The following is an 11,937-nucleotide window of genomic DNA, read 5'->3' as shown; positions in this document are numbered from 1 at the left end:
ATCCTAAGCGCTGCGCGCTTGGGAGAGACCCCCCTCGCTGCGCTCGGGGGGCGCTTTGCGCCCCATGACGGGCCTTCGGCCCGTGCTCCTCCGCTTCGCTCCAGAGTCAAGAGGCCCTCGCTCCGCTCGGGGGGCCGCTTCGCGGCCCAAGACGGGCCTTCGGCCCGTGCTCCTCCGCTTCGCTCCAGAGTCAAGAGGCCCTCGCTCCGCTCGGGGGGCCGCTTCGCGGCCCAAGACGGGCCTTCGGCCCGTGCTCCTCCGCTTCGCTTCAGAGTCAAGAGGCCCTCGCTCCGCTCGGGGGGCCGCTTTGCGCCCCATGACGGGCCTTCGGCCCGTGCTCCTCCGCTTCGCTCCAGAGTCAAGAGGCCCTCGCTCCGCTCGGGGGGCCGCTTCGCGGCCCAAGACGGGCCTTCGGCCCGTGCTCCTCCGCTTCGCTCCAGAGTCAAGAGGCCCTCGCTCCGCTCGGGGGGCCGCTTCGCGGCCCAAGACGGGCCTTCGGCCCGTGCTCCTCCGCTTCGCTTCAGAGTCAAGAGGCCCTCGCTCCGCTCGGGGGGCCGCTTCGCGCCCCATGACGGGCCTTCGGCCCGTGCTCCTCCGCTTCGCTCCAGAGTCAAGAGGCCCTCGCTCCGCTCGGGGGGCCGCTTCGCGGCCCAAGACGGGCCTTCGGCCCGTATTCCTCCGCTTCGCTCCGGAGTCAGAACGCCCTCGCTGCGCTCGGGCGGGGGTGCTCCGCACCCCAAAGCCGGCCTCCAGCCGGGACTCCTCCGCTTCGCTCCAGAGCCGAGACGCCCTTGCTGCGTTGGGGGGCACTTCGCGCCCATGGCGGGCCTTCGGCCCGTGCTCCTCCGCTTCGCTGCGGACTAGCTCCGCTTCGCTCCGGAGTTGCTGCGTTCGGGAGCAAGCTTTTGGGCTGGCCTGAATTCGGTTGGGTTGGGGGAGGGGTGGGCGGGTTTTTTGGGGGTGGGGGTTTGGGGGGTTCGGGTGGGGGCTGGGTTTGGGGGTTGGGCTGGCGGCTGGGGTGTGGCTTGAGTGCTGGATGTGGAGCTGGGGGCTGGCTTGAGGGCTGTGGTTTTGGGGGTCAAGGCTGTTTTGTTTTAGGGGGGTTTGAGTTGAGTGGTTGGGTTTTGCTCTTTGAGGGAGAAGGGTGGGTGAGAAGTGGATCATTAACGGCGTTAACGCTGCCTCTGAAGGGCTGGTGGGCCGTTGCTAGAGGGTTGGAAGAGCCAGGCTCAAGGGTTTGTTCAGGGTGCTTCAAAGTGGGGCGCGGATAGAAACAGGATCAAGTCAACCTGGTCATCTAAGTGGACAGGGTGTCCGGATGGCTGAGGTGACGGGGGAGTGGTGGCGGAGTGTCAGGAATCTGGTGTTCCGGAGGCGTTGGGGACGGGGTTTTGGACGGAGAGCTGACCACCGGGCGGTCTATAGAGGGTACGGAGATGCGTTTGCGCAGGTCAGAGGGGGTTCGGGGGGAAAGTTATGTCCCCCTAGGAGGGACATAACCGGTGCGATGTGTCGCTGGTGGGGGGACAGATCGGCGGCAAAACGTCAGCGAGACTGACGGAATTTGGGCTAAAACGTCGGGGAGGCTGACGTTTGCCTTGGGATATGCCCCCGAACTGGGGGTGTGGGGGGTGGCGTTGGCGTGGGGGCCGGGGGAGGGGGGCTGGAAGGGGCTTGGCCGAGATGTGTCCCTCCTGGGGGGACACAAGACACGCTGAACGTCAACGAGGGTGACATGTATGTCACCCTCGTTGACATACTGCTCTCTGCAGATCAACGAAGTGGAGAGCAGCCTCGTGTCATCCGAGCCACAGCACCGCCGGCCGAGCCCGGCACGCGTGCCGCGTCCTGATCTTCCCGTTGATGACGCGATCTCGGCGTGGAGCCAGCCGCTGGCTCCGGTCAGGGACCTGGACAGCCTGGCGCGGCGGTACCCGAGCCGGAAGCTGACGCTGGACGGCGAGCGCAAGCCGCTGGAGTTCTACGGGACGCAGGCCCAGCCCAACGCGTTCTCCATGGACAGCCTCGAGTTCTTCCTCGTGATCGCCCAGTACTTCCGGGAAGCGCTGCCGTTGCGGCTCATCCTGCTGCTGATCGCGTGCCAGCGGGCGGGGGGGCGGATTCCGCTTACTCAGGAGGAGATGGCTACCATCCTCGACGTGAGCCGGACGAAGACGTCCGAGGCGCTGCACACCATCATGTCCCACGGCATCGTCTTCAAGGTGCGGCGGGGTGTGTACCAGTTCAACCCGCCCTACAGTTACCGGGTAGCAGAGTTCATCCCGGGTACGGAGACTACGGGTGAGTTCGTGAAGGTGGAGCAGCACGGCACCATCTCGCAGATTCGCAGCGATACGAGTCTGCCGGACCTGGTGCGCTTCCCGTCGTTGGACCATATGCGACAGGCCATCGCAGAACTCCGGGCCGAACGCGCTAAAGAGCGCGCTGCGCGGCGGCTGAGCCGGGCGCAGCGCAAGGAAGAAGGGACAGCTCAGTGAGCTCCTTGCGATTCGCTGCGGTCAACGCCGACGGGCTTCTCTCTGACCTGGACCTTCCGCCGGCGGCGTACCGCGTGCTGCTGAAGCTGCGTTCTCTGAGCGAGCCCGGTGGCAGGATCCTCATCGACCAGGCCACGATCGGCGGGCTGCTGGAGTTGAGCCGGCCCAGCGTGAACGCCGCGCTGCGGAGCCTGGAGCTGGCGAAGCTGGTGCGGAAGGTGCGCAACGGCGTCTACCAGATCAATCCGATGCTGGCCGGGTACAACTCGTTCGAGGACGCGGTGGCCGCGGTGAACGAGATGCCCGCCGACGAGCGTCTGGACGCGCGGGGCTATGTCGCCAGCTACCACGAGGCGGTGGCGGCGTATCAGGACCAGCTGGCCGAACAGCGCAAGAAGCGGGCGGCGCAGGCGGCGGCGAAGAAGGCCGCGGAGTCCAAGCGGCGCCGGACGCTGCACGCCGTCGGCTAGGACGGGCACTGGAGGGGCTGTGGGGGCGCCTGAGCGCCCCCGGGCCCCCTTGATCTCCCCAGGGGACCCTGGGGAGCTGTCCGGGGCTCAGAAAGCCGCCCAGGGGCCCGGTTGGGGTGTGTCGGGCCTGGTCAGAAGTCGAATTCGACGTAGTCGATGTCGGTGAACTCGACCAGTAGGCCCGAGGCGCGGGCCCCGTGGTCCTTGAAGTAGACCTCCTGGAGTCCTTCGGCCGCGATCTGCCGCAGCTGCTGTTCGCCGGCGCCGGCCTCCTGGGCCGCGAAGAGCCGGGACGCGTAGGCGGCGGGCAGGTGCTGGGTGATGCGGCGCACCCGGCCGTCGTCGGTGGTGCCGGGGGCCGCGGTAAAGCCGAAGCGGGCGCGGGTCTCGATGACCAGACCGGCGGTCTTGGCCGCCTTGTCGCGGGCGCGCTTGCGGACCAGGGGCTGCCAGCGGCGGCGTACTTCGCTTTCCAGGCGGGCGGCCAGGGCGGGCTTGGGCTGCTTGATCTGGTCCTTCACGTAGCGCTCGACGGTGCGCTGGGAGATGCCGAGCACGCGGGCCGCTTCGCGGGTGGACTTGAGCTGCTTGACGAGGAAGCGCATCTGGGCGCCCGCCGACTTGGGAACGGGGCGGGTGAAGTTCTGCTCGTCGGCGCGGGTGAGGCTGTCGTTGATGTCGGACATGGGGGGTCGTTACTCTCCGTCGGCCGCTGCGTCGTGGCCCTTGATGTGGCGTGCGGGGTTGTGGCGTTCGTCGAGCAGGCCGACGGCCCACAGCAGGGGCTGGGTGCCTTCGTGCTTGACCATGCCGGGGCTGACTCCGAGGCGGAAGCCGCCGGGGACGGGCTTGCCGTCGGGGGTGCGGGGGAGGAAGTCGAGGGGGCTGGGTCCGTCGGAGAGGTACACCGCGCAGTCGGAGAGGACGGCGATGGGGTACAGGTCTGCGGCGGTCGCCAGTTTGTTCATCTTGCGGTGCATGTTCACACGGGCCGTGGAGATGACGGCGGCGCGGATGTCGGGGCGCCAGGTGGGGCGTTCCAGGGCGGGCCAGGCTTCGCCCGGCTGGTAGCCGGTGCCCTGGGGGCGTTCGCGGAGCTTGCCGATGCCGCCCTTGACGGTGGCCTTGATGGCGGAGAGCACGGCGGTCTGCGCCGGGTCGTGCCGCTTGTGGGTCTCCATCGCGGCCAGGAACTCGGCGTCGGTGAGGCCCGTGGTGACGCCGAGTCCGGCCATGGTGGCCACGTACGCGTCGCGGAGCCGGGAGTACCAGGCGTCGAGGTAGGGGCCGTTGTCGCGGCGGATCCAGGCCTGGAGGGGGCGGACGTCGTGGCCGAGCTCGCGGGCGTAGGCGAGGGTGGGCGTCGCGTACCAGGCGGGGCCGGCGGGGCGGCTTCCGTCGGGGGTGAAGGGGCTGGGCAGGCGCGGGTCGAGCGCGATGCCGGACAGGTCGGCGAGCCAGCTGCCGGGGAGCTTGGGGTCGAACTCCGGTGAGGTGACGTGGGTGGCGGGGCCGAGTCCGACGAGGAGGCGGTTCGCGGCGGCGGCGAAGGCCATGTTCACGTCGATGCCGACGGCGTGGGTGCGGGCGCATTCGGCGTCGGTGAGGAGTTCGGGATCGCGGATCCAGTCGTACGCCTCCTCGTCGAGCATCTGGTCCGGGGTGCGCAGGTGGTGGCGGGGATAGAGGGAGGCGACGACCGGGTGCTCGTCGGGGGCCTCGGGGGGTGCGGGGTCGACGGGGCGGGTCAGGGAGCCGGGTACGGGGGCGGAGACCCAGGTGCCGGTGGACTCGTCCTTGACGGCGCGGGTCGGGGGGCGCAAGGCCGTCATGAGTTCGAGGCCGGATACGGCGGTGGATCCGCGGGGGGTGAGGACGCGGTCGGCGTAGGAGCCGAGGAGCTCGGCGAGTTCGGGGGCCGGGAGGGTGCCGGTGTCCTCGCCCCAGGACCTCGGGTCGAGCGCGTCCCAGGGGAGGACGGCGAGCTGGACGCACTGGCGGCCGGCGGCGGCGGTGGCCGGCCGGTAGATGCGGGCCCAGGGGCCGAAGCCGCGGCGGGTCAGCTGCCATTTGGCGCGGGTGAGGCCTTTGACGACGGGGTGGTTGTCGGGCAGGCGCAGGCCGCGGCGGTCTTCGAGGGTGAGGGGCAGCCCGAGGGCCTCGACGGCTTCGGCGGTGAGGACGAGGAGCGGGTCGGAGTCCTTGCCGTAGCGGTGGAGGCGGGGGGCGCCGAGGGCGGTCTCGGGGGAGAGGGCCCAGGTGACGAGGGAGGGCAGGTCCCGGGCGGGGCAGTCGAGGACGAGGCCGCGGGCTGCGTAGGCGGTGAGGGGGGCCGGCTTGCCGTGGGGGGTGGCGCCGGTGGTGGTGAGTACGGCGAGGGGGCCGTTGGCGTAGCGGGGCGGGGTGGCTCCGGAGGACGGGGTGGCTCCGGAGGACGGGGTGGTGGCTGCTCGGGCCGGGGCCGGGGTCCTGCGGGTGGGCTGGGGGGAGTGGGTGGGGGAGGGCGGCTCGGTGGGGGCGTTAACGCCGTTAACGGTCGGGGCTGCCGTGGGGGCGGCGTTAACGGCGTTAATGATCGACTCGGGGTGCGGGGCCTGAGCCGGCGACTGAGCCGAGGGCTCGGTGGGAGCCTCGGTGTTAACGGCGTTAATGATCGGCTGCGGCTGCGGCTGCGGAGCGGGTTCCGCGGCCGGGGCGGGAGCCGGCTCGGGGGCCGGGGCGTTAACGGCGTTAATGATCGACTTCGGGGCGGCGGCCGTGGTGGGTGCCGGGGTGGGGGTGTTAACGGCGTTAACGATCGGCTGGGGAGCCGGGGCCGGGGGCTCGGTGGGAGCTTCGGTGTTAACGGCGTTAATGGTCGAGTCGGGTGCCGGGGCGGGTGCCGGCTGGAGGGTCGGGCGTTCGGGGCTCGGCGCGGGGGCGGCGGGCTCCGGGGGGTGGAGGGCGGCGAGGCCGTCGAGGAGGCGGCTGTACGCGGCGCGCTTGGGCGGGCGGGGGTCGGTGCGGCCGGTCTCCCAGCCGGTCACCGTCTCGCGGCGTACCGAGAGTGCCTTGGCGACTTGGTCCTGGCTGAGGCCGGCGGCTTCGCGGAGGCGCTTGCGCTCGTCCGGGTGGGGCAGGGCGTCCTGCGCGGCGGCTTCTTCGAGCAGGGCGTCGACCGCCGCGAAGAGTGAGGCCTGGGCGTCGGGCTGCTGGTGGGACTGGTTGCGGGACATGGCACCTCCTGAGGTGCAGCCTAGCTTGGATCGCACCATGGACCGCACGTGAAACGCACGTGGGTCGTTAACGGCGTTAACGCCGTTAACGACCCACGTGCGGAATCGGGTCCTGTTCCGGGGCTCAGGAGGGGCGGGTCGCCAGGATCTCGGTGACGGCCGCGAGGTCCGCCGGGGAGAGCTGGGAGGCGAGTTGGTCCGCGATCTCCGGGGCGGTGGCACCGGTGATGACGATCCGTCGGCGGGCGGCCGCGGGGGCGGCCGGACCGTTAACGGCGTTAACGCCGTTAACGCCCGCGGTGGTGGGGCTGGTGCGCTGGCGCGGGGGATTGACCGCCTTGACGGTCTCCTCGACGGCGGCCTCCTGGGCCTCCTGGGGCAGCCGGCCGATCCGGCGGGCCGGCTCCACCTTGAGCTCGCCGCTCTCCACCTGCTCCTGAAGGGCCGGGGTCAGGTTGAGGAGGGTGAGCCGCTGGGAGACCCAGGCGGGGGTCTTGCCGAGGCGCTTGGCGACGGCGGCCTGGGAGCCGTGGACGTCGACGAGTTCCTGGAGGGCGCGGGCCTGGTCCATCGGGGCGACGTCCACGCGGTGGATGTTGGCGATGAGGGCCGATTCCAGGATGTCCGCGGCGCTGGTGGCGAGGGCGTCGTTCACGTGGATGTGCATGGACTTCAGGCCCGCGAGGCGGGCGGCCGCCAGGCGGCGGTTGCCGTCGATGACCACGTACGGGGCCCGGCCCAGGCCCTCGATCTGTCCGGGGTGGGCCTCCATGAAGGCCATCCGGGTGGCGACCGCGAGCGGCTGGAGCTGACCGCGGACCTTGAGGGACTCGGCCATCTCCTCGATCTCGGTGAGTTCCTCGCGGAGGTTGAACGGGTTGTGCGTGAGGGCCTCGATGGGCACCTCGGAGGGCGGGACCACACCGGAGGTGGGCGCGCCGGTGGCCTCCGCGATGGCCGCGCGCCGGGGGCTGACGCCCACCGGCTGGGCGCGGGCGAAGGAGGCCGAGACGCCGAGCCGGTCTGCCTTGCTCATGAGATCTCCCGTGCGAGGGCGCGCAGTACGACGGCCTGGTCGCCCTTGGGCGCGTAGACGAACAACGGCTGCTTGAGGCGGACCGCCTCGCGCTGCTCCTTGAGGTCGGGGACGACGGCCACGACCCGCGGATCCTTTATGTCCATCCAGGCCTGCAGCGAGGAGGTCGCGATGTAGCCGCGCCGGCCGTCGTACAGATTGACGACCAGGCCCAGGTAGTCGATGTCGAGGCTGAGGTCGTCGCGCAGGTCGTTGATCTGGGAGGTGAGCAGGTCGTACGCGTCGGCGGAGGAGTCCTCGGCCTGGACGACGATCAGGGCACCGGAGGCGCCGGGCTCCTCGGCGGGGCGGCGGCGGCCGTAGTAGATCGCCGCGTCCATGGACAGGCCCAGGCTCGGCGGGCAGTCGACGAGGATGACGTCGTAGTCCGACTCGACGGGGGCGAGGGCGCGTTCGAGGGCGGCCTCGCGGGCCCGGACCGTGGAGAGCCGGACGTCGAGGAGGAACGCGTCGGTGCACGACGGCAGGAGGTGCAGCCGGTCGCCGAAGCGCGGGTCGGGGATGGGGACGATGAGGTCCTGGAGCGGGCCCTGGTTCTCACCGGCCATGTGGCGGGTCAGGCTGTCGCCGCCGATGGGGGCGGGCTGCTGGCCGAGCTGCTTGGTGAGGTGGCCCTGCGGGTCGAAGTCGACGAGCAGGACGCGCATGCCGAGGCCGGGGAGGTCCTCGCGGTCGACGGCCGGGTCGTCCTCGGTGAGGAGGGCGAGCTGGCGGGCGATGCGTACGGGGTACAGGCTCGCGGGGTCCTCGGCGAGGGCTTCCGCGGTGCCGGCGGTGATGGCGGTCTTGCCGACGCCGCCCTTCTGGTTGCACACGACGATGCGGCGGACCACGGAGGGGCGCTGGACGGTCGGGGCCGGGTTCTTCTCCAGCCACAGCTGGATGGACTGGGCGAGGCCCTGGATGAGGGAGACTCCGCGGTCCCGGGCGTGGGTGCGGAACTCGTCCCATTGGCCGGCGGGCAGCCAGGTGGAGAAGGACTCGGCACCGGACGTGGTCACGGGGGAGGGGGTCGAGGCGAGGGAGTTCCAGTCGCTGATGCCCTGGTGGACGGCATCTTGGATGTCCACGCGCAGTTGTGCGGTGCGGACCTTCAACTCCTGGCGCAGCCATGGGGGCAGCTTGGAGACGACCTTCTCGCGGTCGCCCTGGGACGGGGACGAAGTCATGAGGGGGACTTTACTAACGTTCGCCGCCAGAGATTGCATCAACACGGAAAATTACTAACGGTTGGCTGCGTTCGGACCGTCAACGGCGTTAACGGCGTTAACGCCGGGGGCCCGGCCGGGCTGCCGGGGTGGTCCGGGGGCGCGGACCGTTAACGCCGTTAACGCCGACGGCGGCGCCGGGGTGGCCGGGGGCGGCCGGGGCGGGAGCGGTGGCCGGGGTGGGGAGGGGCGGGGCGTTAACGGCGTTAACGCCGTTAACGCGGTGGGGGCGGGGGCGTTAACGGCGTTAATGATCGTTTCGGGGCGGGCTGCCCGGCGGGGGTCAAGCCCAGGCGGTGGTGAGGTGGCCGGTGTGAGGGTGGCCGGGGTGAGACAGGTCGATCGCAGGGCTCGGAGGGGCGGAACCGGCCTCCGAATTGGGCGTACCGAATACCGCAATGTGTGTACGGGTCGTAGGCGTACCGGTGTTCGAGTTCTGGTGCGGGTGGGGCCTGGACGGGTCGTTGACGGGGCGTAGGCCCGGCCCGGCGGCGGCATGTCGGCGGCCGTGGGGACGCGTCCGGCGCCGTCGGGGTTTGGGGCGCGTGGGGAGGCCGGTTCCGGCGGGCCGGCCGTGCGGGGCACGGGCACGGCCGGCGGCCGGGGGGAGGCAGACGGGGGAGCGGTGGCTCAGGGCAGCCGGCGGGCGAGGGCCACGGTCGCCGTGAAGGCGGGAGTGGGGTCGTCGCCCTGGACCGCGGTGACGCGCAGGCCCCGGTCGTGGCCCGCGGTCTGCGGGCGGGTGGCTTCCGCGGTGATCCAGCAGGGGCTGTCGAACTCGACGTAGCGGCGGAAGCCGACGTCCATCGAGACCGGCCAGCAGGGTCCCTGAGCAGGTGTGGCCGAGCTGCCGGCGGCGCCGGCGGAGGGGTCGGCGTAGGCGGCGGTGGCGGGGGTGCAGGCGAAGGCGGCCTGCCGGGCTGCTTCGAGGAGCAGCATGCCGGGCACGTGGTCCACGGGGTGGTCGAAGAGCACCGGGTGCGAGGTGTCGACGCGCAGCTGCCAGCGGTCGGCTTCGCCGGTCGGGGACAGGACGACGTCCTGCATCCGGTCGCGGCGGCAGAGCTCCTTGGATAACGGCGGCGCGGGCTCGGGTACGTTCCAGAACATCTGGCTCACGTTGCCGCGGCCGACGCGGAGCCGCTGGTAGAGGGCCGGGGTGTGGCAGTTGAAGGCGGTGCTGGCGACGGCGAGCAGGAGGTCGCCGCGCATCACCTCGTAGTGCATGGTCAGGCCGACCGGCAGGCCGCGCCGGTACTTGATGTCGGTGCAGGTCACGTGGATCTGCAGCTCCGCGGGGGTGCGCTCGATGCGCATGGCCCGCGGGTTGAGCGCGTACTGGAAGCGGGACCAGCTCAGGTGGTGGCCGAAGGGCACTCCGTAGGCCGTGTGGGTGAGGAGCGGAAGCGTCTGGCGGACGGTCTCGCAGAGCAGGAGCGGGTCGTACAGGCCGGGCTCGGAGGCGTAGAAGCCGTGGTAGCGGGGCCATTGCGCCTCGATGAGGAAGGCGTCGGGACCTTTGGCGGACCATCCGGTCAGGAAGACGTCGGCCAGAGCCGCGCGGTGCACGTACTCCTTGGCGACGGTGGCGGTCAGTGCGGTGTGCGCTGGTGCGGGGCTTTCGGTCGATACGGGCATGCCATCCCCTTTGGCGTGCGCAAGGAGGGCCGCGAGTGACCTGTTCGGTCGGTGGCCCGGTCAGTAAAATAAAGTGCGTTCGCTTTGTTTGTCGAGAGAAGGTGCAGCGGTGGCAGAGAGCCGGCTGAAGCAGGAACGGGCCGTGAAGACACGGCAGGCGATCATCTTCGCGGCAGCCGAGGTGTTCGACGAGTGCGGTTACCACGGCGCGAGCATGCGCGAGATCATGAAAAGGGCGGGGGTGACGCTCGGGGCGGTGTACTTCCATTTCCCGAACAAGGAAGCGCTCGCCATCGCGGTGATGAATTCCCAGCCCGAGACCATCATGCCGAAACTCACCTCCGAGGGGTTGCAGCGCCTGGTGGACATCACGCTGGTGTGGTCGCACCAGCTCCAGGTGGACAAGATCCTGCGGGCGGCGGTGCGGCTCGCGGTGGAGCAGACGGGCTTCGGGCTGCACGATCCCGAGTCGTACGACGAGTGGCGCCAGATCATGGAGGACTGCCTGCACGACGCGCGTGACCGCGGGGAGCTGAGGGATTTCGTGGACGGCCGCAAGGTCGCGGAATTCGTGGTCGGGGCGTGCACGGGCATGCAGTTGTACTCGGACCTGGTCGCGCGCCGGCGGGACCTGCCGCGGCGCACGGTGAACATGTGGGAGCTGCTCATTCCGTCGATCACGAACGATTACGGCCGCAAGAACGTCAAGGTGAGCGTGCGGAGGGCTGCCGCGCTCACCAAGTGAGCCGAGGGCGGTCCGGTAGGGGTGAAGGGGCTCGCGCCAGGTGGGTGGGGGCACCGCGATTGCGGTGCGGCGCGCCGATGACGGTTTCCCTCGGCGCGCTTGTCGGTCATACTCGGCCACGCCGCGCTCACAATGCATCAGATCTGCGCGATTACATCTTCAACCACCCCCGGGTTGCGCACAGTTGAAGGACGGCCTGACATGACCGCATCAAGATTGCTGGAGAACAAGGTCGTCATGGTGACGGGCGCGTCGAGTGGCATCGGCGCGGCGGCCGCCCGGCTGTTCGCCGCGGAGGGGGCCGCGGTCGTGATGACGGCCCGCCGCGAGGACCTGCTCGACGCGCTGGCCAAGGAGATCGCCGACAGCGGCGGCCGGGCCGCCGCGGTGGCCGGTGACGTCACCCGGCCCGAGGACGTGTCGCGGGTGGTGGCGTGCGCGCTGGAGCTGTACGGACGGCTCGACGGCGCCTTCAACAACGCCGGCTGGGCCACCGCGGGCACCCCCATCCACCAGACCGAGGACGAGATCTTCGAGAAGGTCGTCGACGTCAACCTGCGGGGCGTGTGGCACTGCATGAAGCGGCAGATCGCCGTGATGCTGGAGAGCGGCAGGGGCGGCGCCATCGTGAACACGGCGAGCGTGGCCGGGGTGCTGGCGACCGGGGCGACCGCGCCGTACATCGCCGCGAAGCACGCGGTGATCGGGCTGACGCGGGCGGCAGCGCAGGAGTACGGGCAGCGGGGGATACGGGTGAACTCGCTGGTGGTGGGCAGTACGCGGACCGAACTGATGGAGGAGATCCTCGCGGGGACGCCGGCCCTGGAGGAGGCGTTCACGACTCGGTCGGTGCAGGGGCGGATGGCTCGGCCGGTGGAGGTGGCGGAGGCGGCGGCCTGGTTGTTGAGTGACCGGGCGTCGTTCGTCACCGGGGTTCCTGTGGCGGTGGATGGGGGCTGGACGGCGGCGTAGCGCGGCTGTTCGGACCCTGCGGGTCGGTTTTTCCGGGGCTCCGCCCCGGGCCCCGCGCCTCAAACGCCGGCGGGGCTGGGGGTGCGCCTCGCGCG

Annotated in this window: 9 protein-coding genes; 4 read left to right on the top strand and 5 right to left on the bottom strand. The window is 70.7% G+C overall.

Going from position 1 to position 11,937, the window contains the following annotated elements:
• Positions 1-1,739 precede the first annotated feature (1,739 nt).
• Together OG764_RS40625 and OG764_RS40620 are read left to right on the top strand one after the other, a co-directional pair.
• Positions 1,740-2,498, top strand: a complete 759-nt coding sequence (locus OG764_RS40625; protein WP_328973873.1) for a hypothetical protein — start codon at positions 1,740-1,742, stop codon at positions 2,496-2,498.
• On the top strand, positions 2,495-2,968 hold the full coding sequence (locus OG764_RS40620; RefSeq protein ID WP_328973872.1) for a MarR family transcriptional regulator: 474 nt from the start codon (positions 2,495-2,497) through the stop codon (positions 2,966-2,968). The genes OG764_RS40625 and OG764_RS40620 overlap by 4 nt, the downstream gene beginning before the upstream one ends.
• Positions 2,969-3,099: 131 nt before the next feature.
• Here OG764_RS40620 and tpg read toward each other — a convergent pair whose 3' ends face one another.
• The 5 genes from tpg to OG764_RS40595 all read right to left on the bottom strand — a co-directional run bounded on the left by tpg (position 3,100) and on the right by OG764_RS40595 (position 10,125).
• Positions 3,100-3,654, bottom strand: coding sequence for a telomere-protecting terminal protein Tpg (tpg, locus tag OG764_RS40615; RefSeq protein ID WP_328973871.1), 555 nt, complete (start codon positions 3,652-3,654; stop codon positions 3,100-3,102).
• Between the two features lie 9 nt (positions 3,655-3,663).
• A complete protein-coding gene (gene tap, locus OG764_RS40610; protein ID WP_328973870.1) occupies positions 3,664-6,183 on the bottom strand; it encodes a telomere-associated protein Tap in 2,520 nt (839 codons plus the stop codon).
• 124 nt (positions 6,184-6,307) lie between these two features.
• Positions 6,308-7,219 carry a ParB/RepB/Spo0J family partition protein gene (locus OG764_RS40605; RefSeq protein ID WP_328973869.1) on the bottom strand — a complete coding sequence of 304 codons (912 nt, stop codon included), beginning with the start codon at positions 7,217-7,219 and terminating at the stop codon, positions 6,308-6,310.
• Positions 7,216-8,448, bottom strand: a complete 1,233-nt coding sequence (locus OG764_RS40600) for a ParA family protein (protein ID WP_328973868.1) — start codon at positions 8,446-8,448, stop codon at positions 7,216-7,218. Before OG764_RS40600 ends, OG764_RS40605 begins: the two co-directional genes overlap by 4 nt.
• A gap of 669 nt (positions 8,449-9,117) precedes the next feature.
• Positions 9,118-10,125, bottom strand: a complete 1,008-nt coding sequence (locus OG764_RS40595) for a ScbA/BarX family gamma-butyrolactone biosynthesis protein (protein ID WP_328973867.1) — start codon at positions 10,123-10,125, stop codon at positions 9,118-9,120.
• A gap of 109 nt (positions 10,126-10,234) precedes the next feature.
• Between OG764_RS40595 and OG764_RS40590 the strand changes: the two genes are divergently transcribed.
• On the top strand, positions 10,235-10,870 hold the full coding sequence (locus OG764_RS40590) for a ScbR family autoregulator-binding transcription factor (protein ID WP_328973866.1): 636 nt from the start codon (positions 10,235-10,237) through the stop codon (positions 10,868-10,870).
• 201 nt (positions 10,871-11,071) lie between these two features.
• The gene (locus OG764_RS40585) at positions 11,072-11,842 is read left to right on the top strand and encodes an SDR family NAD(P)-dependent oxidoreductase (protein WP_328973865.1); all 771 of its coding nucleotides are present in this window, start codon (positions 11,072-11,074) and stop codon (positions 11,840-11,842) included.
• The last annotated feature ends 95 nt before the right edge of the window (positions 11,843-11,937 follow it).

Origin of the sequence: Streptomyces sp. NBC_00239 (assembly GCF_036194065.1) — a bacterium.
Taxonomy (GTDB): Bacteria; Actinomycetota; Actinomycetes; order Streptomycetales; family Streptomycetaceae; genus Streptomyces.
This window is presented reverse-complemented; position numbering and strand designations above follow the sequence as displayed.

What these genes read in the sequence shown, in the direction of transcription:
- OG764_RS40625 (WP_328973873.1), top strand. Translation starts at nt 1,740, where the DNA reads ATGTCACCCTCGTTGACATACTGCTCTCTGCAGATCAACGAAGTGGAG.
- tpg (WP_328973871.1), bottom strand. Translation starts at nt 3,654, where the DNA reads ATGTCCGACATCAACGACAGCCTCACCCGCGCCGACGAGCAGAACTTC.
- tap (WP_328973870.1), bottom strand. Translation starts at nt 6,183, where the DNA reads ATGTCCCGCAACCAGTCCCACCAGCAGCCCGACGCCCAGGCCTCACTC.
- OG764_RS40605 (WP_328973869.1), bottom strand. Translation starts at nt 7,219, where the DNA reads ATGAGCAAGGCAGACCGGCTCGGCGTCTCGGCCTCCTTCGCCCGCGCC.
- OG764_RS40600 (WP_328973868.1), bottom strand. Translation starts at nt 8,448, where the DNA reads ATGACTTCGTCCCCGTCCCAGGGCGACCGCGAGAAGGTCGTCTCCAAG.
- OG764_RS40595 (WP_328973867.1), bottom strand. Translation starts at nt 10,125, where the DNA reads ATGCCCGTATCGACCGAAAGCCCCGCACCAGCGCACACCGCACTGACC.
- OG764_RS40585 (WP_328973865.1), top strand. Translation starts at nt 11,072, where the DNA reads ATGACCGCATCAAGATTGCTGGAGAACAAGGTCGTCATGGTGACGGGC.